Raw genomic sequence first — 21187 nt, 5'->3', positions numbered from 1 at the left:
CGCTTCGTAAAATCCGATGCGACCCTTCGCTCAATAAACGGCGGGCCGCAAAGCCCGCCGTTTATTTTTGGTCTTCAGCGTCGCCCGGGGCTGGCGGGGCGACAACCTAGAATAGAAGACTATAATCTGCGACATGCCGTGGCAAGGCAAATCGTTGACGCTGTGATGTCGCATCGAGCGCGTCAGATATGCGCTGGTCGCGATGTCTGGTTTTGATGCGCATCAAAGCAATTGTTTGGACGGCCAAATCACTTTGTTCATATTTCCCGCTCTCGCAACGCAACGAAGAGGTGCGTGCTTTGTAAAAAAGCGCGTTCGCCTGCACGTCTTCCGTCCGCGTGCACAGGTTGTGTTCCATTGTGCGAACGAGTTCCATGTCCACGGTTGCACATCTCACTGCGTACACGTGACGAGTTCCGCTACGACGAGCCACTTCTCCACCGACAACGCCATTCAACAGATACTCGGAGCGCAGGTGGGAAGATGAGTGAGGCCGTCACGGCGCCACCAGCTCCACGCGCCGGTTGAGCGCGCGGCCGGCGTCCGTAGCGTTGGAACCGACGGGTGACAGCAATCCGACGCCGGCGGTGCGCAGCCGCGTCTGCGCGATCCGAAAGCTTTTCACGAGTTCGGCTGCGACCGCTTCGGCGCGGCGCTTCGAGAGATCGAGATTGTACTCGTAAGCGCCCTGGCCGTCGGTGTGGCCGACGATGAAGACGTTGAGCTGCGGCTGACTCGTCAGCAGCTTTGCGATCTGCTCCAGCGTCGGGCGGCTCTCCGGCTTCAGCACCGCCTTGTCGGTATCGAAATAGATGCCGTAGAGCGCGATGTGGCCGGTCTCGCCAAGGCCCTTCGCCATCGCGGCAGCATCGACCATCTTGTTCGCGATCGCGCCGAGCTCGGCGACCGTGACCTGCGCATAAATGTCCTGGTTGTTCTGGCTGACGATGACGCTGGCATAGGTCTCGCGCCCGCCTTCGGTCTTGCGGCCGGAAAAATAGCGGTAGTTGAAGCCGTCGACCCACATCTGCGGGACCGGTAGCGTGTCGATGCTTTCCGTGAAGGGAATGGCACCGCAGGCGTCGGTGTCGCAGGCGAGCAAGGTCTCGAAGCCAGCTTTCGCAAGTTGCGTCTCGAAATTGCGCGACACTTCCAGGATCGAGGGGCCGGGATTGGTGCGATAGGCGATGCGGAAGATGCGGCCTTCGAGCCGCCGCGCATCAGCCGGCTGGCCGTCCCTAAAGGCGGCCGCCTGCATCCGTGCCGCGTCAAAATCCTTCGTCACGTAGCCGGTGATGACGCTGCCGGTGAAGCGGCCGATGCCGGGATAGTCGCGGCTGCCTGCGACATCGCGGGTCTGCGCGGCGGCGGCCGTGGCGGTGAAGGAGAGCAGGGCGAGGACAGCGAACATCCGGTGCGGAATGGGCATGGTCATCTCGATCGGTTGGGGACGGGGCGAGCGCAATTCATTTGTCGCGGCCAAGATACGATCGGTTCTGACGATCGGTTCTGGCGAGGATCTGCCGCTTTGACGCGAATCCGGTTCCCGGGCATGATCGCGCGCTTCCGCGTTCATTCTTCAAAGGATTTTCCCGCATGTCGAGACTCGCCCTGGCCGCCGCCTTCATCCTCTGTCTGGCCGGCGGATCGGCGCAGGCCGCGCGTTGCGGCGGCGACTTCAACAGCTTCGTCGCCAGCATGAGCTCGGAGGCGCAAGGAGCCGGCGTCTCGGCGAGCGTGACCAGCGCGGCCTTCAGCGGTATCGCCCAGGATGGCGCGGTGCTCGCCTTCGACCGGCGCCAGCGCTACACCTTCAACAAGAGCTTCGAGCAGTATGTCTCGACCCGCGTCGGCCCTGGCCGCATCAATGGCGGCAAGGCACTGTTGCAGCGCCACGCGGCGCTGCTCTCGCGCATCGAGCAGCAGTTCGGCGTGCCCCGCTATATCCTGGTCGCGATCTGGGGGCTGGAAAGCGATTTCGGCAAGGGCGACATCGGCAAGCTGCCGGTGATCCGCACGCTCGCCACGCTCGCGCATGATTGCCGCCGCACCGAGCTGTTCCAGGGCGAGCTGCTCGCCGCGCTCAAGATCGTGCAGCGCGGCGACCTGCCGCTGCGCGACCTGATCGGCGCCTATGCCGGCGAGATCGGCCAGACCCAGTTTCTGCCGTCGTCCTACATCAAATACGGCGTCGATTTCGACGGCGACGGCCACGTCGATCTGCGCCACAGCGTGTCCGACGTACTCGCCTCGACCGCGAACCTGCTTCACACCAGCGGCTTCAAGATGGGCCAGCCCTACGGCGAAGGCACCGCCAATTTCGAGGCGATGCGGGAGTGGAACAGGGCGGTGATCTACCGCAAGACGATCGGCTATTTTGCGGACCGGCTGGCGGGGCAGTGAAGCGGGCCGGCACATAGTTTGTAGGGTGGGCAAAGGCGCGTAGCGCCGTGCCCACCATCCTTCGTGTCGTCGGAAGTGGTGGGCACGCTTCGCTTTGCCCACCCTACGATCTCGCGTCCCCTTCGCCATCTTCTCCAGCTTGCGCTGCAACGGCGCCCAATAGGTGCCCGGGCGGAAGCGCTGCAACAAGTCCATGAAGCGGGCGTCGTTGCCGATCAGGATGCGGGGCTGGTTGTTCTCGATGCCCTTGATGATGCGCAGCGCGGCGTCTTTCGGCGTGGTCTTTGCCGCGTTCTCGAACCGCTCGATCGATTGCGCGCGGCGCGCATTGTCGGTGACGCCGACCCCGGTGCGCGAATTGCGCGCGATGGCGGTGGCGACGCCGCCGGGATGCACCACCGACAGTTTTACGGGGCTGCCCGCGACCGCAAGCTCGTGCCGCACGCTCTCGGAAAAGCCGCGCACCGCGAACTTGGCGGCGGCATAGGCCGACTGTCCTGGCGGCGCGATGATGCCGAAGATCGAGGAGACGTTGACGATGTGCGCCTCTGCCAGCGTCTTCAGATGCGGCAGGAAAGCGCGCGTGCCGTGCACCACGCCCCAGAAATTGATGTCGAACAGCCACTCCATCTGCGCCTGGTCGATCTCCTCGAACGATCCCATCAACGCCACGCCGGCATTGTTGATGACGATGCCGAGCGCGGGATGCGCCGCGATCGCATCACGCGCGAACTCCGCGATGTCGCCGGGCTCGCTGACGTCGACGCGATGCACGCTGACCTTGCGTGTGGCACCGATCTCGGCGGCGAGCGTCTTCAATCCGGCCTCGTCGCGATCGGCGAGCGCGAGATCGCAGCCGCGATTTCCGAGCTCGATTGCCAGCGCGCGCCCGATGCCGCTCGCCGCTCCAGTGATGGCGGCGGCGCCGCGAATTGCAGTCATGATGTCCCCCCGTCAAGCCGGTCGTGTGGAACTATGATCTACATTTTTCATGATGGAACTGAACCACCGGCGAACTGGCTCCTTAACATAGGTTACGCAAGCAAGCACTGGAGCAGCCCCATGGGACAGGCAGAACCATTTTGCGCGACGGCGCTGATCGTCGAAGACGACGTCATGCAACGGGAGATGCTCAGTCTTCTGCTGGAGGAGAGCGGCTATCAGGTCATCCAGTGCGATAGCGCCGAGGCTGCCCAACGGGTGCTCGACAGAAGCGCCGGCGCGCTCTGTCTGATGCTGACGGACGTCCAGCTTGCGGGGCGCATGACCGGGGTCGAGCTCGCGCACGTCGCCAAGGACCGCAATCCAAAGCTCGACATCGTCGTCACCTCCGGCCGCCCCTTGGCGCAGCCCTTGCCCGATGGCGCGAAATTCTGGGCCAAGCCATGGGCGCCGCTCGACGTGCTCCGCGAGGCCGAGCTCGCGCAGCTGTCCTGACGGTTGATCCGGGGGCTCGCTTTCTTGCCGTGAGGCGCGGTGATAGGGTCTGCTCATGACCTTGTCCTTCCTGCTCACCTCGCTCATCGTCGTCGCCTCGCCCGGCACCGGCGTGCTTTACACCCTGGCTGCGGCGCTGACCCGCGGCTCGCGCGCCAGCATCGCTGCCGCCTTCGGCTGCACGCTCGGGATCGTGCCGCACATGATAGCTGCGATGCTTGGGCTTGCCGCGGTGCTGCACACCAGCGCGCTCGCCTTTGCCGCGCTGAAATGGGGCGGCGTCGCCTATCTGCTCTACATGTCCTGGCAGGCGCTGCGTGAGACCGGAGCGCTCGCGGTCGATGGCGAGATCAAGGAGCGGTCGAGCCGCCGCGTCATCGTCACCGGCTTTCTGATCAACATCCTCAATCCGAAACTGTCGATCTTCTTCCTGGCCTTCCTGCCGCAGTTCATCGCGGTGGATGAAGCCCATGTGCTGGCGCGGATGCTGGAATTGAGCGGCGCCTTCATGGCGATGACCTTTGCGGTGTTCGTCCTCTACGGTCTCTGTGCGGCGTCGGTGCGCGATCGCGTCATCTCCCGGCCGCGCGTCATGGCCTGGCTGCGTCGCAGCTTTGCCGCCGGCTTTGCCGCGCTTGGTGCCAAGCTGGCGTTTGCGGAGCGGTAGGCTTCGCCTTCATCTCTCCCCGCTTGCGGGGAGATGCCGCAACTGAGCGTGGAGCAATAAAAAAGCGGGCCTTGCGCCCGCCATCCCTAGACTCTCTCGACCCTTACCCGACGCCCGGGCGGAGCGAGGCTCCACCCGGGCAAAGAACATGCTGGCTACTTCTTCTTGGCGGCCTTCTTGGCCTTTTTCTTCGTCGCCTTCTTCGCCTTCTTCGCTTTCTTAGCCATAGTATCCTCTCAAGGGTTCATGGTTAAACGCGACACGAGGGATGCTCGGCGGAGGGCCAGCCTCGCAACATCCTCGACCACAAACTCAGCAGATTCGCGGGCGGCTGCCCCGTGCTGTCACATCTGTGTCATTACGTTATCCACAGCTCAGATGCATTTTCGGGTGATTTTTGCCCACGAATCCGCATCGCGATGCGCATCGGCGTGGCTGCGCAGGGAGGCCGCGACATGCCTAACGATCCGATAATCGCGGCGCACTGTTCATGAATCCAAAACCAAGGACGAGCTTTCGCAGATCGCAGTGAGGTTCCGTTAAGTGCAATCCGCGCATTCTTCTCCGCAAGAACGCGGGGAAGGGTCATGGACGAACGGCTGCCAGAGATGGGGGGTGCGACGCTGCGCGTGCCGCACGCGCCATGCTGAACGTACCGACACTCTGGACGGTCTTCGTCGTCAACTTCCTGGCGCTTGGCCTGATCTGGGCCTACGTGACGCGCTCCTATCCGAAATTTGCGGCCGCGCGGTTTTGGATGGCATCGTCGTTCATCGGCGCCACCGGCGCGATGACGGCCCTGGTCCGCCTGTTCGTCGCCTCTCCCCTGCCCCTTCTTGTCGGCGCTGCCGGCGTCATCGCGGCGAGCTGCCTTGCCGCCATGGGCATTCAGCGTTTCTATGACCGGCCGGTCGCATGGCGCGTCATGACCGCAACGGGGGTGCTAAGCCTCGCCGGCGTCGTGTTCTTCATGGTCGGCTTCGAGCACATGCAGCTGCGCATGCTCAGCTACACGCTCGGCCAGGCCTTGCCGCTGGTGCTGGCGCTGCGTCTGCTCCTGGCACCGCCGGAAGGCCGCGTCAGCCCGGGCGCACGGCTGTCCGGCATCGTCATCCTCACCATCATCGGGATCCTTGCGGTTCGCACGCTGGGCAATCTGCTCGGCCACGATTTCTCGGCGCGCGCCGGCGGTCAGGCTCATGGCGTCATGGTGCTGGGCCTCCTGTTCCTGTCGATGACGCTCAATTTCGGCTTCCTGCTGATGGCGATGGATCGCCTGCGCAACGAGGTCGCCGACCTCGCGCTGCTCGACGATCTCACCGGCGTCGCCAACCGGCGGCATTTGTTGCAGCGCCTGTCTGAGGAATGCGCCCGGTCCGAGCGCAGCGGCGAGCCGTTCTCGCTGATGGTGATCGATCTCGACGGCTTCAAGGCCATCAACGACACCCATGGTCATGCCGCGGGCGATGCCTGCCTGCAGCACTTCACCCTGATGGCGCAAACGCGGCTGCGGCCGGGCGACATGCTGGCCCGCACCGGTGGCGACGAGTTCTGCGTCGTGCTGCCGTCCTCGTCCCTGCGCGAGGCTGCCGCGATCGCCCGCCGCGTGCTCGAGGTCTGCCGCCTGGACGCCGCGGCCTGTACAACCAGGGACATCCCGATCGCGATCTCGATCGGCGTTGCCGAATGGGACCGCGGCATCGGCCAGTTTCCGGACCGCCTCATCGCCCATGCCGACCACGCCCTCTATGCCGCCAAGAAAAACGGCAAGAACGACTTTGCCGTCTACGATCCGGCCCCGCCGCTCTCGCCTGAGCGGCCCGGGCTCGGCGAGGCCACGCGCAAATTCGCATAAAGCCTGCTACGATTTGGGCCCGCCCTGGACCCGTATGATGATCCTCCGCCTGCTCGCGGCTTTTCTCGCCGCCCTTCTTCTGCTCACCCCAGCCGCCGCAACGGACGCCGAGCTCGCGAAGATCGCGCGCGTCTCCGGCACGCCTGACATTCCCGGCCTGAAAATGGTCTGGCTCGCACCATGGGGCGATGTCCGCGACGCCCATCCCTGGCGCAACATCATCGTGCACCAGACCGAGGGGCCGACAGGTTCGGCGCGCGGCGGCGCGGCGGAGCAGTCGAAGAACCCGACGCGCCGCGGCGTCACTGTGTGGGTCGAGACCGACGGCACGGTCTATTGGGCGGTTGCCGAGAACCTGGTGCCGACCCATGGCGACGGCGCCAACCGCAACGACAACAAGTATATCGACAACCGATCGACCTATCGCCAAGTGGTGCGCGACAACTCGATCGGCGTCGAGTTCGCCGGCAACTATCCGGATGTCACCGCGGGCCCGACCGAGGCGCAGGTCGCGGCCTGGAAGATCCTCGTGAAGGTGCTGCGCGCGCGCTACGGCATCCCGCTCGACCACGTCTATGCGCACAACTGGATCGACTACAAGGACGCCCGCTATTGCGAAGGCTGCTGGCTCGCGACGCTGGCGCGGACGTGGGGGGAGTGACGAGCAGCCGCGTCCGGCAACCGAAGGCCGAAACCTCCGGTGCCGGACGGCCGTCGAGAGCGATCGCTATCGGCTCTCATCGCCATCCTAAGTCCACCGGTCTTCCCAGGCTCAGGGGAATGCCTTGGGAAGATCGGCGGAAGGCTTCGTGACGATCTGGTGCGCGTCGCGCCAGATCACTTCGCGCTGGCGCGAGGTTGTAATCGTGCGCACCGGCAGGCCACCCTCCTCGAGCAGCCAAGCGCAGTAGCGCGCGCGGCTGACAGCCTCGCGGGCTTGAGGATCGAACCAGCAAATGCCCCAGATCGAATCGCGCCGCTTGAAGTGACGCGCGATGCGTCCAGGAAGCGGCAGATGCTGCGCGAACCAATTGAACTGGTCCGAGAGCTCATGCCGGATCCAGTCCGGACAGTTGTTTCGCTGGACATACCAGGACGCACGAAAGAAGCCGCTCTCCACGCGACTGTGCGGGTGGATGAGCGGTGTAACGAACCGCAAATACATGACGACACGGCGCGACGCCTTGTTGCGTCGCGCCCCTCGCAGCCAGATGCAATGAATGGAGAACAGCCGCGAAGCGGCGTTCAGCTTATGACCGATTGCCGATCAAAGAGGTCGGCGGTCAGAACGTATCGATCTACTTTTCATGTCGCCTCCCTTGGTTGCGCTGAACAACAAAGGCGCGATATCGCGCCGGGCGGCAGCACATACATCAGCAAGCGTCCTGCGGCAAGCGTGATCGACAAGGACGATTGAGCGGGAAGCATTCATGACGCGCTCCGGAATGACGAGCTAAACCGGCTGCGCCATCCAGCCGAACAGCCGCCGCATCAATCCCGGCCGCCGTGGCAATTCTGGCGGGCCGTCCGACGCCAGCACGCGTTTGAAGAAGTAATCCAGGAACACCATGTCGTTCGGCTCGGTGACGGTGAATTGTTCGTCGCCGAAGAACACGCTGTAATTATAGAAGAACGGGCCCATAAGCGGGATCGTCGCGGTCGACGCATAGTCCTTGGAGATGACGAACTCCGCGGGATCGAGCCCGTGCTCGCGCATCGCCTGCTCGACCAGCGGCAGCTTGCGCATGAACTGGGCGGAGAAGCCGCCGACGGTGGATTGCAGGATGATCGACACGGTTGGTGTCCGTTCGGTTGAGGCCGCCGGCCCGATAATTCTGGGTCGGTCGACCGGACGCGCGGGTTCAAGGCAAGCCCGGTTCTAGGTCGGCCAGGAGAAGGAGACTGTGATGGCGGTCTCACTTGGCAGGGCTCTCCGCCACAACCCCCGCTGTCATCGCCCGGTTCAACCGGGCGATCCAGTATTCCAGAGGCCTGCGTTCGAGATCTCGCTGCCGGTACCGGTTCAAGCCGGGGCATGATAGCGAGTGCGGCGCGCTTCGCATCGCGCAGAGAAGGCACGGCGGATCACTCAGACAGAGCGTCGGTGCAAACAAAAAAGCCGGCGTTGCCGCCGGCTTTCTGTCTCTTGTCGATCCGCCAATATCTACCGCGAGAAAAGCCCGCTTAATGCGCGGCTTCCAGCGCGGCCTGTTCCGCCCGTGCGATCGTGCCCTTGACCGCGGCCTGCACCTTTTCAAAGGCGCGGACTTCGATCTGGCGGACGCGCTCGCGCGACACGCCGAACTCGGCGGCAAGGTCTTCCAGCGTCATCGGCTCGTCGGCGAGGCGGCGAGCCTCGAAGATGCGGCGTTCGCGCGGGTTGAGCACGCCCATGGCGCCGTTCAGCGCGTCACGGCGTTCGTCATACTCCTCGTGCTCCGCCAGCATGGCTTCCTGGTTGGGCGTGTTGTCGACCAGCCAGTCCTGCCACTCGCCGGCTTCGCCGTCATCGCGGATCGGTGCGTTGAGCGACGCGTCGCCACCGAGGCGACGATTCATGTCGATCACGTCCTGATCGGTGACGCCGAGGCGCTTGGCAATGATCTTCACCTGGTCGGGGCGCAGATCGCCCTCGTCCAGCGCGTTGATCTTGCTCTTCGCCTTGCGCAGGTTGAAGAACAGCTTCTTCTGGTTCGCGGTGGTGCCCATCTTCACGAGCGACCAGGAACGCAGGATGTACTCTTGAATCGACGCCTTGATCCACCACATCGCGTAGGTGGCGAGACGGAACCCCTTTTCGGGTTCGAAACGCTTCACCGCCTGCATGAGGCCGACATTGCCTTCCGAGACGACCTCGGAGATCGGCAGGCCGTAGCCGCGATAGCCCATGGCAATCTTGGCCACGAGTCGGAGATGGCTGGTGACGAGTTGGTGCGCCGCGTCGCGATCGTCATGCTCACGCCAACGCTTGGCGAGCATGTATTCCTGCTGGGGTTCCAGCATCGGGAACTTGCGGATCTCGGCGAGGTAGCGAGAAAGGCCGGATTCTCCATTAAGGACCGGCAAAGCAGCGGTACGGGCCATGATGAAGCCCTCCAAGGTTCAGGCCCCCGATAGCGGCGGGCCAGGCAGACGACCGCTGTGTTAAAGCCGGCCGTAGCTGCGATGTTCCGTTGGTCATTTCCAACGCAAGCGCAATATACCCCATGGGGGGTCAAAAAGGGAAGGATTGCTGACGTCACGTCCCCGTGTGGCAGCTATAACTTTTTGTAATGTAACGCTTTTCCAAGGTGGCCTGCGTCATAGCGCCGCTTTCAGGGCACCCTGAAGGAGAAGCAAATCCTTCGGCAGCGGCGCTTCCCAGTGGAGTAATTCTCCGGTTCTCGGGTGCTCCAATACCAGCAAATAGGCATGCAGGGCCTGCCGCCCAAGCGTGGCGAGAGTCGCGTGCGACTCCGGGCCGAGGTGGTTCGCCTTGGTCTTGAAGTGCGGGCCATAGACGGCGTCGCCCATCAGGGGATGGCCGATATGGGCGAGGTGGACGCGGATCTGGTGGGTGCGTCCGGTCTCGAGCTCGCAGGCGAGCAGGGAGGCGATCGGCTTGCCGTCACGCCCCGCAAAACTCTCCAGAAGCTCCCAATGCGTCACCGCCTCGCGGCCGCCCTGGCGCACCGCCATCTTCTCGCGCGCATACGGGTGGCGGTCGATCGGCGCATCGACGGTGCCGCGGTGGCGTCCTGGCAGCCCCCAGGCGAAGGCCATGTAGCCGCGGCGCATCGCACCCGTCCGGCCGTGATCGGCGAATTGCGCGGTGAGCGAGGCATGGGCGAGGTCGTTCTTGGCGACCACCATCAGCCCGGTCGTGTCCTTGTCGAGCCGGTGCACGATGCCGGGCCGGCGCACCCCGCCGATGCCGGAGAGGGAGCCGCCGCAATGGGCGATCAGCGCGTTGACCAGCGTGCCGGTCTCGTGCCCGGCCGCGGGGTGCACGACGAGGCCCTTCGGCTTGTTGAGGACGACGATGTCGTCGTCCTCAAACACGATATCGAGGGCGATATCCTCACCCTTGGGCTCCGGTGGGGCCGCCTCCGGCACGTCGATTGTGATCGTATCGCCGGATGTGACGTGATAAGCGGGGTCGCGGATCGCGGCGTCCTTGAGGCTCACCGCGCCCGCCAAAATCAGGGCTTTCAGCCTCGATCGTGACAGGTCGGTGAGGTGCGCCGCCAGCACGCGGTCGAGCCGGGCCGAGCCCTCGTCACCGGCGACCACCACCTCCAACCTTTGCGCAGAGCCTGAGCTATCCATGACGACGTCTGATACCGCTGTTCCCGAACCGAGCCCCGAGCAGGCCGCGCTGTTCGCGCGGGTGCGGCGGATGATGCTGATCGCGGGGTTGACCACGGCGCTGGCAATCTGCGCCGTCCTGATTGCGGTGGGCTACCGCCTTTTCAAGTCGGAGGGAAGGGCGTCCGAAATGGCCGGCGACGTCACCGCCGCCCTGCCCAAGGGCGCCAAGATCGTCTCGACCGGGGTCGCCGGCGACCGCCTCGTGGTCACGCTGGACGTGGGCGGCCTCATCGAGATCCGCACCTTCGACGCCCACACCCTGAAGCCGGCCGGAAAGCTGAAATTTGCCAATGAGCCGTAAGGCTGGCCACGGCTGTTGATCGTTCTCCGGTCCAGTTTGTCTTGCCACGCAACTTCTGATTTAGCTCTTGGGCTTGGGAAGTTGGGCTGGGACTGGGAATGGGACGTATCAAGTCGCGCGTCGTCGCAATTGCACTCGTTGTCGGATCGTCCGGATGCGCTGGATTTGCGGCGCTCGCACAGCCGGCCAAACAACCCACGGCGCAGGCCAAGCCAACCGGCTCGCGGAACGCACGGCTCTATTTCCTGCGCGAGAAGGGCATTTTCGGCGCGATGGGCGGAATGGCGGCCTCGTCGGAAATCCTGATCGACGGCAAGTCCGTCGGAAAGGTCGACATGGGGACGTTCTTCTTCGTCGACCGGCCGCCGGGCGTCCACAAGATCGCCTCCCACATGAAGATGTCGATGACGGACTATGAGGTCGAAGTCCCCGTCGAGGCCGGCAAGACCTACTATTTTGGCGTCGGGACGCAGCGGACAGGCGCCATCGGCCAGGATCTGCTCAACCAKGCCGTCGCCGGCAGCCGCGGCCACCAGATCCGCTCCTCTTCGCCGTTCAAATCCGCCTTTGCGGGCGCGGGCCTGTTCCGCCTGGAGCCGGCCGCCGGCGCTGCGGCGATCGAGAAACTGAAGCAGCCGTGAGTGTTCCCGGCGGTTTCGTAGGGCGCGCGGCGGCCCGCCGCGCAATTAAGCCTAAGCCGCATTGACCGTGCATATCCGGGGTTTTCGCCCCCGATCGAGGCTTGCCGCCGACAAAATTCGCGGCTATGTCCTGTCCCTCACGCTCCCTTCGTCTAGCGGTTAGGACGCGGCCCTCTCAAGGCTGAAACAGGGGTTCGATTCCCCTAGGGAGCGCCATTGCCTTGAAGCTACCTTCCCTTGATCTCGATTTGATTGTTCCCCCCGCTGGGTGAGCACTTGTGGCATTGGCGATCAACGTTCGAGCCGATAACAATTCAGCAAGTGAGATCGAGCGGCTGTGGGATCAGGTCGTAGCGTTCGAAGTCGAGCCTTCGATGCGCACCCTTGGCTACCGGCCACATTTTACATTTGCGATCTACGACTCGCCTGCGATCGACGAAAAGATAGCATGGGCGGCCATGCTGGCGGCCGTCGCTGGCGAAGCGCAATTTCGCATCGAGTTCAAACGGATTCGTTGGTTCGCAGGCTCGCCTCTCGTTCTCTGGGCGGAGCCGAGCTCCAATGAGGCGCTAACCCGCATCCACAGCTCGGTCAGCGCCGCAATCGACCCGGCGCATTGCCGCCCTCATTACCGGCCCGGGGCATGGACGCCGCATTGTACGCTCGGCTTGCGCATCGCCGATGAGCGGCGTGATGACGCGATTGCTTTTGCGCGATCGTTTGATCGAAGCATGGAAGTGCTGTTCGACGTGGCAGATTGCGTTGCCTTTCCGCCGGTTCAGGTAATCGCTGAGCAGCGATTGCCCCCGTAGTCGATGGCACGGCCACGGTGGGCAAGGTCGGTAGCTTCGACGCCAAGTCGCTAGCAAACATGTTGCAGGCGAAGGCGCGATCACTGCGACTGCAATCGCTTCAGGTCGGCAATGGCGGCACGATACTCTCGAAACGAGGTCGGGCATCCGTCTCGCGCAGTCGCAAATTCTTTCAGGGCCGCAACTGTATCTTTGCCCTTGAGCTGAGCGATCCCCGCGTAGTAGTGGGCCTCGCAGGTTTGATCTGAATTCCTGGCCGAAGCCAGGGCTGCGGCGGGAGTGATCCGGCCGACGAGCAATTCGCCAACGGTTCTCGGCCAATCCCTGAGCTGGCCCTTGTCGAGTGCAGCAGACAGCGCGATGCCCGCATCGGCAGATCGTCCCTGCATCCGCGCCACCGATCCCCAAATCACGCCGTAGCCATCGAGATCGGAAAACCGCGCCTCCCGGTCGTAGTCCGAAGCGGCATCCCTGAAATCGCCTCTCCGATAGTACGCATCTCCCCGGGCCGCGTAGTAGTCAGCCGCGACGCGATCGGCCTCCGGACGACTCACCTCCTGGTCTTTCGCAAAGGTGGTGTTCTTGTCGGGCCCAAGCCTGATGGCATCGGTGAAATCCCGGATCGCCTCGTCCAACCTGTCCTCGGACATATAAATCTGCCCGCGAATGAACCGGCTTGCGGCACCTGAAGGATCAAGATTGATGGCCTCGGTGAGCGAAGCGATTGCGCGTGTGGTGTCGCCCTTTTTGGCCAAGGTCAGTCCCAGCTCGTGATGAGCGTAGTTGTTCTTCGGGTTGAGCCTGACCGCCTCGGTGAAGTCGGCTTGAGCCGCATCCATGTTGCCGAGTGCAAAATTTCCGAAGCCATGCTTGAGCAGCGCCATGGATCTTGCACCGGGAGGCAGTCTGGCGTCCTGGGAGAGGCTGCTGCACGCTGCCATCATGCGCGGGACATTGCTGTTGTCCTGACAATCGTTCAGGTCTTGTGGGGTGGCCGCAAACGCGCTCGCTGCCGAAGCGACGATGGAGGTGATCAAAGCTGCCCTGCAGCCGATGCGCAGGCCTCGATTTGACATTGTCGACATTTCGCCCCCTTGCACGACACCACTTGGCCGATGATCCCGACGCAAGCAACGCGACCGGCCGCGACGGCAACCTTATAGCGATCTTTTCCATCGTTCTACCGGAAGCTTGTTGGGCCGTTGCCCTTCGGGCAAGACATGCCGCGAGGTCGCGAGCGCATGCAGCATCGGCATCAGTGGCGGTAGTCGTTCTCCCCAAAATCTGCACTATGCGCTCCGCGCCTCCGGAGCTGCTGCCGGGCCTTCGGAGGTCCTGGCAATAGCATGCGGAGTGACGACATGAGCGGCTTGGTGATCTCTGGCGGCCGGGTGGTGGATCCCGCGAGCGGGATGGATGCCATTGGCGATGTGGCGGTGATGGACGGCAAGATCGCYGCGGTCGGCATCGGCCTTGGCGGCGCCGAGCGGGTGATCGACGCGACGGGGCTCGTGGTCGCGCCGGGCTTCATCGATCTGCACGCGCATGGCCAGTCGATCCCGGCCGACCGCATGCAGGCGTTCGACGGCGTGACGACGACGCTCGATCTCGAGGCCGGCGTGCTGCCGGTCGCCTCCTGGTATGAGCGCCAGGCGCGGAAGGGACGCGTGCTGAACTACGGCGCCGCCACCAACTGGGCGTTTGCGCGCATCGGCGCGATGACGGGCTCGAATGCGGAGAGCTCGCTGGAGGCGTTCGGCAACGCCATGCGCGATCGCCGCTGGATGGACAACGTGGCGAGCGATGCGGAGGTCGCAGGCATCCTCGAGCGTCTTTCGCGCGGCCTGAACGAGGGCGGCATCGGCATCGGCATCCTGAACGCCTATGCGCCGGGCGCCGGCGTGCAGGAGCTGACCGCGGTCTGCCAGCTTGCGGCGAGGCAGGACGTGCCGACCTTCACCCACGTCGCCTACATGTCGCGCGTCGACCCCGAAAGTGCGGCGGAAGCCTATATCCGCCTGATCGGCTATGCCGGCGCCACCGGCGCGCACATGCACATCTGCCATTTCAACTCGTCGAGCAAGACCGACATCGAGCGCTGCCGTGTGCTGGTCGAGAAGGCGCAGGAGCAGGGCTTGCCCATCACGGTCGAAGCCTATCCCTACGGCACCGGTTCGACCGTGCTGGCCGCGGCCTTCTTCAGTGATCCCCAGTTCGTCGAGCGCAACGGCACCGGTTACGATTCAGTGCAGCGCGTGACCGACGGTCACCGCTTCCGCGATCGCGATGAGCTGCTGAAGGCGCAGGCCGAGGAGCCGTCCTCGCTGGTGCTCTGGCACATCCTCGATACCGACAATAATGCGCATCATCGCGATCTGCTCGATATGTCGGTGCTGTATCCCGGCGGCGCGATCGCATCCGATGCGATGCCGTGGACGACGTCGGACGGCAAGACTTACACCGGCGACGCCTGGCCGCTGCCGGATGACGCCACCTCGCATCCGCGCTCGGCCGGCTGCTTCACGAAGTTCATCCGCGAATGGGTGCGCGAGCGCAAGGCCGTGTCGCTGCTCGAAGGCGTGCGCAAATGCGCGCTGATCCCGGCGGAGATCCTGTCGCAGAGCACGCCGGCGATGCGCGCCAAGGGCCGGCTCGCAAAGGACGCCGATGCCGACATCGTCGTGTTCGACTACGAGAAGCTCTCGGACCGCGCGACCTTCACGGCGATGAACCGCCCCTCGGAAGGCGTGCGGCATCTGATCGTCAGCGGCCAGCCGCTGATCAGCGATGGTGTGCTGGACGTGGCAGCGCGGCCCGGCCGCCCCGTGCGCCGTCCCGTCGTCGAAGGCTGATCCCATGCCGGTCCCCATTCTCCTGGTGACGGGTTTTCTGGGGGCGGGCAAGACCACGGTCGTCAACCATTTGCTGGCGAACGCGGAGGGACGGCGGATCGCGGCAATCGTCAACGATTTCGGCGCGATCAACATCGACGCGGAGTTGATCGCGGGTGCGAGCGACGGCGTGGTCAGCCTCGCCAATGGCTGCATCTGCTGCTCGCTCGAAGGCGATCTCCTGCGCACGCTCTCGACGCTGCTTCGGCGCGATCCCAAGCCCGAATATATCGTCATCGAGACCAGCGGCGTCGCCGATCCCGCCGACATCGTCCGCAACCTGATGGACCCCGTGATCCTGCGCGAGGCGCCGCTCGAGACGGTGCTCTGCGTGATGGATGCGGCGACGCTACCGGCGGCCCTGGATGATGCGCTGATGCGGTCGCAGCTGCGCGTCGCCGATATCGTGGCGCTGAGCAAGCTGGATCTGGCGGACGAGGGCGCAGGCGCCCGCATGCGCGAAGCCATCCGCGCGCAGCGCGTCCCCGCCGTCGTGGTCGATGCCAGGCACGGCGAGATTCCGTCCGCGCTGCTGTTCCCCGCGGCTATCGATCGCGCGCCCGCGCCGCGCGAGCCGGGGCCGAAGCGCCCGGCAGAAGAGCGCTTCGAGACGCTGAGCTGGACCTCGGACCAGCCGCTGTCGCTGCGGCGCCTGCAGCAGGCGATCGGCCGCCTGGCGCCAAAGCTTGCGCGCGCAAAAGGCCTGTTCGAGACCGTCGAGCAACCCGGGCGCCAGATGGTGCTTCAGTTCGCCGCCGGCCGCGCGACGCTCGCGCCGGGCGATGCACCGGCGGAAGGCGTGCCGCGATCGCGGATCGTCTTCATCGCCGAGCTCGGCGTGCTCTCGAAGGCCGAGCTCGACGGGATCATGGCGGCGTGCATTGCCGATGGGTAGCGTGCTTTGCAGCGCGCATAGGCGCGCCCGATCAAATCGGGCGGCGCTTCAATCCTCCACCTGCAGCCCGTCCCCGTGCACATACCACTCCGCGCGCGACGTCCAATGCGCATGCCGGTCCGGTGTCATCCCCAGCGGCTCGTCGAATGCGCCGGCATGGATGATCGCCTCGCGCCCGCTGCGTGTGAGGTGTGGCATCGGGCTGCCGCAAATCTTGCAGAACGCGGTCGCAAAGCTTCGCGCGTTGGGCAGGTCGAAGCGCACGACGGATGCTTCACCGCGCAACCATCGCAGCGCTCCTGCCTTCACGATCACCTCGCAGGCATGCGCCGTCCCGGTCGCCTTGCGGCAGCGCGAGCAATGGCAGTTGAGGAAGCGATCGAACGGACCCTCGACCTCGAACGCGACCTCGCCGCAGAGGCAGCTTCCGCGAAATGCGGCCATCTCACTCTCCATCCGGCTCAGCCGGCTTCGCGATCGTTTCCTTCAGCGGAGGTTTGCTCCGGACTTCATCAGACCCTCCGGGCCGGGAATTCTCAAGAGGATATCTGCAGGTCTGGCTCAGGCAAATTGCGCGATGCCGTGGCCGACGGACCAGTTCTCCGCGGGGGTATCGAGCACGTTGACGAACACGTCCTCGGAGCGGATGCCCGGGTTTTCGCCGAGTAGGTCTGCGATCCGCCGGTACAGCGCCTTTTTCTGCTCCGCCGTGCGCGAAGCGAACACGGTGATCTGGATCAGCACGGCGTCGTCGCTGCGTTTGACGCCATAGGCATTGCCGCAGCGGAAGTTCGAGGCGTCATGCTCGCTGATGGTCATGAACTCGTCGCCTTCGGGCACGTTCAGCGCCTCGCGCATGGCGCGGTACAAACCATCGAGGATCGCCTGCCGGTAGGCTTCTGGTTTGCCGGCGCGCATCGAGATGTGAAGGAGAGGCATGAGCAGGTCCCTTTTGGCATGCGGGCCCGATCGGCCAAGGCGCACGCAAAGCGCCGGCCGTGGGCCCATTGACGAAACGGGCTATCAATCTCAATCAGTTTTTGACACGATGTCGAGAAAACACGTTATTGACATCGTGTCAAATATTTTTGCCGGGCAGAGGAGCAGGATTTGAGGCCGCGCGAATTCGACCACGACGACGTCCTGCGTATCGCGTTCGACCAGTTCTGGCGCAAGGGCGTGCGCGGCACGTCGCTGTCGGACATCGCGCGCGATGCCGGTGTTCAGCGCGGCAGCCTCTACAATGCCTTCGGCAGCAAGGAGGCGCTGTTCCTCCAGGCCTATGAGCGTTATGCGGGCGATTATCTCCTCGCCCTGCAAAAGGCGCTCGGCGCGGGCTCACTGCGAAAACGCCTTACCGCGTTCTTCGACCTGACCATCACCAACTTCCGCTCGGGCTCGCCGCCGCGGGGATGTCCGACCACGCGCGGATTGATGGAGCTCGGCGCGGCCGCAGGGGAGGGCCTGGACGAGGACGCGCGTCAGGCCTTTGCGGGCCTCATCTCGCGCATCACCATGCTGGTTCAAGAGACGTTGGCGGCAGGCGCAGAGCGCGGCGAGTTCAATGGCAATCCTGCAGCCGCAGCGCTGCACATCATCACGGTGACGCGCGGCCTTGGCGTGCTCGAACGTGCCTTCGGCGACGAGCCGCAGCTGCGCAAGATCGCGGCTCACACCATCGATCTCGTGCTCGGCAGGAAGGGCGGTTAGGTCAGGCCGCAAAACGACGACCCCAGCGGTGGTGATCCCTGGGGCCGTCTGGAGGTTTTATGGAGGGCATCGAGCACTGCGTCTCCATGGCGATGTTGATAGCGCAAGGTCGCTTGAGATGCGACTAGAACCCATCAAAGCGTCAGCACAAGGCAAGCGCGTTGACCGCCCGCGTCGTCGCGATCTCGTTCTCGTTCCCGACGAACTGGCAAACGATTGATTCGAGTTCGCCCGGCTGGTTGCGGCGCGCCACCGCCAGCAGTCGCATCAATTCCGCCTCGTCCTTCGACAGGCGCCGGCACGAGGGCGGCATGAAGCACAGTTCGCACGGCCGGCCGCTGCGCAGGATCCTGACGAGCGCAGCAGCGCGCGCCACCAGCAGCGGACTGTCGGCGATGCCCGGCGCCTCGTCGGCGAAGCGATAGGCCGCCTCCCAGCAATCGGAGGCGCCGGTCGCATAGGCCGCTCCGATAAATCGGAACAGCGACAGCGCGACGCGGGAAAATTCATCGTAGCTCTCGACGCAGGGACGCGCCGCAAGCGCGGCCTGGAGCGGACAGAGCCGCGGCTGGCCGGCTTTCTCGACTGGTGCAGACCCGCACGTATCGTGGAGCATGAACGATCCCGTCAGTGCAGCGTGGGACTTCCGACCAGCCAGCTCTTCATCGCCATCGTCCGGTCATGGTCGAAAGACTGAACGTGTCGGTCGGGCAGGATGAGGCCAGCCATGCGGAAGATCGTTGCAAGCCCCCGCACGGGCGCGAGAGCCCAATCGGCACCGACCGGCGGCAACCAGCTCTCGAACTGCTCGCGTGCGACGTCGATGCGTTCCTGCTGTGCCGCGGCGATCGCCCGCAAGATCCCCTGCTCGCTGTCCGACATCTTCGGACAGGTCGGGCAATGGACTTCGATGGCCGTATGCGCCGTGCACGCGAAGATCTCGATGATGGATTCCAGCGACGGCACGGCGTCGCCGACGCGAAAGTGGTCGTACACTTGCTGGATATCCGCCGCGGTCGGAACGGCGCTTCCGCTGCGTGCCTTGGCTCGAAATCCCCAGATGAAGAGCCGCTCCGCCGCGCACAGCGCGGGAAGGTCGAGGGACTTGCCATATGTCGATTGATGCATTGAGCCTCTGGCCTTCTGTGCACTCACGCCACAGCTGACGCTGATGATCTGCGCCGATCGTTCCGCCAGAGCCGACCGCAAGTCAACGCTCGGAGCCGCGATATCGAGGTCTTCTAGATCTAAAGAGCCGGGATCCCGGATGCAGCCAAGCCTCGCCAGCCTGCCAAGCCGCACGCATTACGCCGGCGGCCTCCAACGCAATTTTGCGGGGATTTGGAGAACCCGAATGCTTAAAGCTTCGCTAAGGGGTGCGGGATAAACTGGCATATCAGCCCTTCCAATTCTTGCGAGCACCGATGTTTTTCTCCCGCATCAGTTTCAAGCTGGTCCTGATTGTCGGCATCAGCCTCCTCGGCATGATCGCTCTGGCGCCGATCGCGCTCTCGACCCTGCGCGCGCAGATGATCGCCGACCGCCAGGCCAAGACGCAGCACATGGTCGATGTCGGCTACGGCATCCTGGCGCACTATCAGAAGCTCGAGAGCGAGGGGAAGCTGCCGCGCGAACAGGCGCAGGTCGCCGCGATCGCAGCGATCAAGAGCCTGCGTTATGACAAGGTCGAGTATTTCTGGATCAACGACATGGCGCCCAAGATGGTCATGCACCCGATCAAGCCCGAGCTCGACGGCAAGGATCTCTCCGGCATGAAGGACCCTGCCGGCAATGCGCTGTTCGTGGGCTTCGTCGACGTCGTCAACAAGCAGGGCGCGGGCTTCTACAGCTATCTCTGGCCGAAGCCGGGCTTCGAGCAGCCGGTCGGAAAAATCTCCTATGTGAAGGGCTTTGCGCCCTGGGGATGGATCATCGGTACCGGCATTTATCTCGACGACGTCGATGCCGTTTTTCGCCAGAATGCGACGACATTCGCCTACATTTGTCTGGCCGTCCTGGTCCTGGTGCTGGCCTGCTCCTTCGTAATCGGCCGCAGCGTGACCCGGCCGCTCGCGAACATCACCGCGCTGACCGAGCGGCTCGCCGCCGGCGACAGCGCGTTCGAGGTGCCCTACACCGGCCGCAGCGACGAGGTCGGCGGGCTCGCCAAGGCGCTTGCCGTGTTCAAGGACAATGCGTCGGCGGTGAGCCGCATGCATGCGGAGCAGCAGGAGACGAAGCAAAGGGCCGACGACGAGAAACGCAAGACGATGGCCGATCTCGCCGGCAGGTTCGAAGCGAGCGTTCAGGCCGTCGTCCGCGACGTCTTCACCGAGGCGCGCGCGATGCAGCAGGCCGCGCAAGGCATGTCGGAGACCGCGAACAAGGCGACAGACCGCGCGAGCTTCGTCGCGACCGCCTGCCAGCAGGCGTCGAGCAATGTGCAGACGGTGGCGTCCGCCGCCGGCCAACTGTCGTCCTCGATCACCGAGATCAGCCAGCGCGTCGCACAGGCTGCAAGCGTGGCCGACAAGGCGGCCGCCGACGGTCAGCGCACCAACGACACCGTGCAGGGGCTGGCCGCCGCCGCGCACAAGATCGGCGAGGTCATCGACCTCATCAACCAGATCGCCTCGCAGACCAACCTGCTCGCGCTCAACGCCACCATCGAGGCGGCGCGCGCCGGTGAGGCCGGCAGGGGATTTGCCGTGGTCGCGAGCGAGGTGAAATCGCTGGCGAGCCAGACCGCGAAGGCGACCGACGAGATCGGCGCGCAGATCACCGCGATCCAGGCCGAGACCAACCAGGTCGTCGGCAACATCGAGAGCATCCGCAAGACCATCATGGAGGTCAACGAGATCTCCTCGTCGATCGCGGCCGCGGTCGAGGAGCAGGGCGCCGCGACGCAGGCGATCGCCCACAGCGTGCAGGAGGCGGCTTCCGGCACCGACCAGGTCTCGCAGAACATCTCCGGCGTCACCGACGCTACGGTAGAAACGGGCCAGGCCGCGGGCCTCGTGCTGCAATCGAGCGGCCGGCTGTCGCAGAAGCTGCAATCACTGGAGAACGAGGTCAGCACCTTCGTTGCGGGCGTGCGGGCGGCCTGACATCGCGCTCATACTATCTGCCGTGGCGCGGATTATGCGCCTCGTTACGGCGCGCGCCGGCAACTGATATTCCGGCCCGCGGGACCGGCTATTGCGACGGGCGTTCTCGCCCTTGACG

The 21187-nt window shown here is 64.5% G+C and carries 23 protein-coding genes, 1 tRNA gene and 1 pseudogene; 13 read left to right on the top strand and 12 right to left on the bottom strand.

Going from position 1 to position 21187, the window contains the following annotated elements:
- Nucleotides 1–106: 106 nt before the first annotated feature.
- Both AC1DW2_RS27965 and AC1DW2_RS27960 read right to left on the bottom strand, forming a co-directional pair.
- Nucleotides 107–382: a hypothetical protein gene (locus AC1DW2_RS27965; RefSeq protein ID WP_477007636.1), complete on the bottom strand. Its 276-nt coding sequence runs from the start codon at nucleotides 380–382 to the stop codon at nucleotides 107–109.
- Nucleotides 383–496: 114 nt separating this feature from the next.
- Nucleotides 497–1429, bottom strand: a complete 933-nt coding sequence (locus tag AC1DW2_RS27960) for an OmpA family protein (RefSeq protein WP_477007635.1) — start codon at nucleotides 1427–1429, stop codon at nucleotides 497–499.
- 167 nt (nucleotides 1430–1596) lie between these two features.
- On the opposite strand from AC1DW2_RS27960, the gene AC1DW2_RS27955 reads away from it, so the two are divergent.
- A complete protein-coding gene (locus tag AC1DW2_RS27955; protein ID WP_477007634.1) occupies nucleotides 1597–2403 on the top strand; it encodes a lytic murein transglycosylase in 807 nt (268 codons plus the stop codon).
- 117 nt (nucleotides 2404–2520) lie between these two features.
- On the opposite strand, the pseudogene AC1DW2_RS27950 reads toward AC1DW2_RS27955, so the two are convergent.
- Nucleotides 2521–3345 (bottom strand): annotated as a pseudogene (locus AC1DW2_RS27950) (SDR family NAD(P)-dependent oxidoreductase); the annotation flags it as partial.
- A gap of 120 nt (nucleotides 3346–3465) precedes the next feature.
- Here AC1DW2_RS27950 and AC1DW2_RS27945 point away from each other — a divergent pair.
- From AC1DW2_RS27945 to AC1DW2_RS27930, 4 genes are all read left to right on the top strand, one after another.
- Nucleotides 3466–3840 (top strand): response regulator, encoded by a 375-nt coding sequence (locus AC1DW2_RS27945; RefSeq protein WP_477007652.1) that lies wholly within the window; start codon nucleotides 3466–3468, stop codon nucleotides 3838–3840.
- Nucleotides 3841–3895: 55 nt separating this feature from the next.
- Complete coding sequence (locus tag AC1DW2_RS27940; RefSeq protein WP_063985483.1) at nucleotides 3896–4507, top strand: LysE family translocator; 612 nt, start codon at nucleotides 3896–3898, stop codon at nucleotides 4505–4507.
- 643 nt (nucleotides 4508–5150) lie between these two features.
- Nucleotides 5151–6362: a GGDEF domain-containing protein gene (locus AC1DW2_RS27935; protein ID WP_477007633.1), complete on the top strand. Its 1212-nt coding sequence runs from the start codon at nucleotides 5151–5153 to the stop codon at nucleotides 6360–6362.
- 34 nt (nucleotides 6363–6396) lie between these two features.
- Nucleotides 6397–7023: a peptidoglycan recognition protein family protein gene (locus AC1DW2_RS27930; RefSeq protein ID WP_354121172.1), complete on the top strand. Its 627-nt coding sequence runs from the start codon at nucleotides 6397–6399 to the stop codon at nucleotides 7021–7023.
- A gap of 111 nt (nucleotides 7024–7134) precedes the next feature.
- Here AC1DW2_RS27930 and AC1DW2_RS27925 read toward each other — a convergent pair whose 3' ends face one another.
- The 4 genes from AC1DW2_RS27925 to AC1DW2_RS27910 form a co-directional block, all read right to left on the bottom strand.
- On the bottom strand, nucleotides 7135–7527 hold the full coding sequence (locus AC1DW2_RS27925; RefSeq protein ID WP_028150707.1) for a hypothetical protein: 393 nt from the start codon (nucleotides 7525–7527) through the stop codon (nucleotides 7135–7137).
- 288 nt (nucleotides 7528–7815) lie between these two features.
- Nucleotides 7816–8157: a hypothetical protein gene (locus AC1DW2_RS27920; RefSeq protein WP_063985480.1), complete on the bottom strand. Its 342-nt coding sequence runs from the start codon at nucleotides 8155–8157 to the stop codon at nucleotides 7816–7818.
- A gap of 389 nt (nucleotides 8158–8546) precedes the next feature.
- Nucleotides 8547–9446: an RNA polymerase sigma factor RpoH gene (gene rpoH, locus AC1DW2_RS27915; protein ID WP_014492123.1), complete on the bottom strand. Its 900-nt coding sequence runs from the start codon at nucleotides 9444–9446 to the stop codon at nucleotides 8547–8549.
- Between the two features lie 216 nt (nucleotides 9447–9662).
- A complete protein-coding gene (locus AC1DW2_RS27910) occupies nucleotides 9663–10670 on the bottom strand; it encodes an RluA family pseudouridine synthase (RefSeq protein ID WP_477007632.1) in 1008 nt (335 codons plus the stop codon).
- On the opposite strand from AC1DW2_RS27910, the gene AC1DW2_RS27905 reads away from it, so the two are divergent.
- The 4 genes from AC1DW2_RS27905 (at nucleotide 10669) to AC1DW2_RS27890 (ending at nucleotide 12466) form a co-directional block, all read left to right on the top strand.
- Nucleotides 10669–11013: a hypothetical protein gene (locus AC1DW2_RS27905; protein WP_477007631.1), complete on the top strand. Its 345-nt coding sequence runs from the start codon at nucleotides 10669–10671 to the stop codon at nucleotides 11011–11013. The genes AC1DW2_RS27910 and AC1DW2_RS27905 overlap by 2 nt on opposite strands.
- A gap of 98 nt (nucleotides 11014–11111) precedes the next feature.
- Nucleotides 11112–11654, top strand: a complete 543-nt coding sequence (locus AC1DW2_RS27900) for a DUF2846 domain-containing protein (protein ID WP_477007630.1) — start codon at nucleotides 11112–11114, stop codon at nucleotides 11652–11654.
- A 141-nt stretch (nucleotides 11655–11795) separates the two neighbouring features.
- Nucleotides 11796–11870: transfer RNA gene (locus AC1DW2_RS27895), tRNA-Glu, on the top strand.
- A gap of 62 nt (nucleotides 11871–11932) precedes the next feature.
- Nucleotides 11933–12466: a 2'-5' RNA ligase family protein gene (locus AC1DW2_RS27890; RefSeq protein WP_071909631.1), complete on the top strand. Its 534-nt coding sequence runs from the start codon at nucleotides 11933–11935 to the stop codon at nucleotides 12464–12466.
- An 80-nt stretch (nucleotides 12467–12546) separates the two neighbouring features.
- On the opposite strand, the gene AC1DW2_RS27885 is transcribed toward AC1DW2_RS27890, so the two are convergent.
- Nucleotides 12547–13503 carry a tetratricopeptide repeat protein gene (locus tag AC1DW2_RS27885; RefSeq protein ID WP_477007629.1) on the bottom strand — a complete coding sequence of 319 codons (957 nt, stop codon included), beginning with the start codon at nucleotides 13501–13503 and terminating at the stop codon, nucleotides 12547–12549.
- A 324-nt stretch (nucleotides 13504–13827) separates the two neighbouring features.
- Between AC1DW2_RS27885 and AC1DW2_RS27880 the strand changes: the two genes are divergently transcribed.
- Both AC1DW2_RS27880 and AC1DW2_RS27875 read left to right on the top strand, forming a co-directional pair.
- Nucleotides 13828–15318 (top strand): amidohydrolase family protein, encoded by a 1491-nt coding sequence (locus AC1DW2_RS27880; protein ID WP_477007628.1) that lies wholly within the window; start codon nucleotides 13828–13830, stop codon nucleotides 15316–15318.
- A 4-nt stretch (nucleotides 15319–15322) separates the two neighbouring features.
- The gene (locus AC1DW2_RS27875) at nucleotides 15323–16252 is read left to right on the top strand and encodes a CobW family GTP-binding protein (RefSeq protein ID WP_477007627.1); all 930 of its coding nucleotides are present in this window, start codon (nucleotides 15323–15325) and stop codon (nucleotides 16250–16252) included.
- Nucleotides 16253–16300: 48 nt separating this feature from the next.
- Here the strand turns inward: AC1DW2_RS27875 and AC1DW2_RS27870 are convergent, their stop codons facing one another.
- Both AC1DW2_RS27870 and AC1DW2_RS27865 read right to left on the bottom strand, forming a co-directional pair.
- A complete protein-coding gene (locus AC1DW2_RS27870) occupies nucleotides 16301–16696 on the bottom strand; it encodes a GFA family protein (protein ID WP_071917132.1) in 396 nt (131 codons plus the stop codon).
- A gap of 117 nt (nucleotides 16697–16813) precedes the next feature.
- The gene (locus tag AC1DW2_RS27865; protein WP_477007626.1) at nucleotides 16814–17191 is read right to left on the bottom strand and encodes a tautomerase family protein; all 378 of its coding nucleotides are present in this window, start codon (nucleotides 17189–17191) and stop codon (nucleotides 16814–16816) included.
- A gap of 171 nt (nucleotides 17192–17362) precedes the next feature.
- Between AC1DW2_RS27865 and AC1DW2_RS27860 the strand changes: the two genes are divergently transcribed.
- Nucleotides 17363–17962, top strand: a complete 600-nt coding sequence (locus AC1DW2_RS27860; RefSeq protein ID WP_477007625.1) for a TetR/AcrR family transcriptional regulator — start codon at nucleotides 17363–17365, stop codon at nucleotides 17960–17962.
- 142 nt (nucleotides 17963–18104) lie between these two features.
- On the opposite strand, the gene AC1DW2_RS27855 is transcribed toward AC1DW2_RS27860, so the two are convergent.
- Nucleotides 18105–18578, bottom strand: coding sequence for a hypothetical protein (locus AC1DW2_RS27855; protein WP_477007624.1), 474 nt, complete (start codon nucleotides 18576–18578; stop codon nucleotides 18105–18107).
- An 11-nt stretch (nucleotides 18579–18589) separates the two neighbouring features.
- Nucleotides 18590–19264 carry a hypothetical protein gene (locus AC1DW2_RS27850; RefSeq protein ID WP_477007623.1) on the bottom strand — a complete coding sequence of 225 codons (675 nt, stop codon included), beginning with the start codon at nucleotides 19262–19264 and terminating at the stop codon, nucleotides 18590–18592.
- Nucleotides 19265–19386: 122 nt separating this feature from the next.
- Between AC1DW2_RS27850 and AC1DW2_RS27845 the strand changes: the two genes are divergently transcribed.
- Complete coding sequence (locus AC1DW2_RS27845; protein ID WP_477007622.1) at nucleotides 19387–21069, top strand: methyl-accepting chemotaxis protein; 1683 nt, start codon at nucleotides 19387–19389, stop codon at nucleotides 21067–21069.
- The last annotated feature ends 118 nt before the right edge of the window (nucleotides 21070–21187 follow it).

The sequence above is a fragment of the Bradyrhizobium sp. P3_C3 genome, from assembly GCF_056402655.1.
Note: the sequence above shows the minus strand (reverse complement) of the source record. Positions and strands in the feature narration are given on the sequence as shown.

What these genes read in the sequence shown, in the direction of transcription:
- AC1DW2_RS27960 (WP_477007635.1), bottom strand. Translation starts at nt 1,429, where the DNA reads ATGCCCATTCCGCACCGGATGTTCGCTGTCCTCGCCCTGCTCTCCTTC.
- AC1DW2_RS27955 (WP_477007634.1), top strand. Translation starts at nt 1,597, where the DNA reads ATGTCGAGACTCGCCCTGGCCGCCGCCTTCATCCTCTGTCTGGCCGGC.
- AC1DW2_RS27945 (WP_477007652.1), top strand. Translation starts at nt 3,466, where the DNA reads ATGGGACAGGCAGAACCATTTTGCGCGACGGCGCTGATCGTCGAAGAC.
- AC1DW2_RS27940 (WP_063985483.1), top strand. Translation starts at nt 3,896, where the DNA reads ATGACCTTGTCCTTCCTGCTCACCTCGCTCATCGTCGTCGCCTCGCCC.
- AC1DW2_RS27935 (WP_477007633.1), top strand. Translation starts at nt 5,151, where the DNA reads ATGCTGAACGTACCGACACTCTGGACGGTCTTCGTCGTCAACTTCCTG.
- AC1DW2_RS27930 (WP_354121172.1), top strand. Translation starts at nt 6,397, where the DNA reads ATGATGATCCTCCGCCTGCTCGCGGCTTTTCTCGCCGCCCTTCTTCTG.
- AC1DW2_RS27925 (WP_028150707.1), bottom strand. Translation starts at nt 7,527, where the DNA reads ATGTATTTGCGGTTCGTTACACCGCTCATCCACCCGCACAGTCGCGTG.
- rpoH (WP_014492123.1), bottom strand. Translation starts at nt 9,446, where the DNA reads ATGGCCCGTACCGCTGCTTTGCCGGTCCTTAATGGAGAATCCGGCCTT.
- AC1DW2_RS27905 (WP_477007631.1), top strand. Translation starts at nt 10,669, where the DNA reads ATGACGACGTCTGATACCGCTGTTCCCGAACCGAGCCCCGAGCAGGCC.
- AC1DW2_RS27910 (WP_477007632.1), bottom strand. Translation starts at nt 10,670, where the DNA reads ATGGATAGCTCAGGCTCTGCGCAAAGGTTGGAGGTGGTGGTCGCCGGT.
- AC1DW2_RS27875 (WP_477007627.1), top strand. Translation starts at nt 15,323, where the DNA reads ATGCCGGTCCCCATTCTCCTGGTGACGGGTTTTCTGGGGGCGGGCAAG.
- AC1DW2_RS27870 (WP_071917132.1), bottom strand. Translation starts at nt 16,696, where the DNA reads ATGGCCGCATTTCGCGGAAGCTGCCTCTGCGGCGAGGTCGCGTTCGAG.
- AC1DW2_RS27865 (WP_477007626.1), bottom strand. Translation starts at nt 17,191, where the DNA reads ATGCCTCTCCTTCACATCTCGATGCGCGCCGGCAAACCAGAAGCCTAC.
- AC1DW2_RS27855 (WP_477007624.1), bottom strand. Translation starts at nt 18,578, where the DNA reads ATGCTCCACGATACGTGCGGGTCTGCACCAGTCGAGAAAGCCGGCCAG.
- AC1DW2_RS27845 (WP_477007622.1), top strand. Translation starts at nt 19,387, where the DNA reads ATGTTTTTCTCCCGCATCAGTTTCAAGCTGGTCCTGATTGTCGGCATC.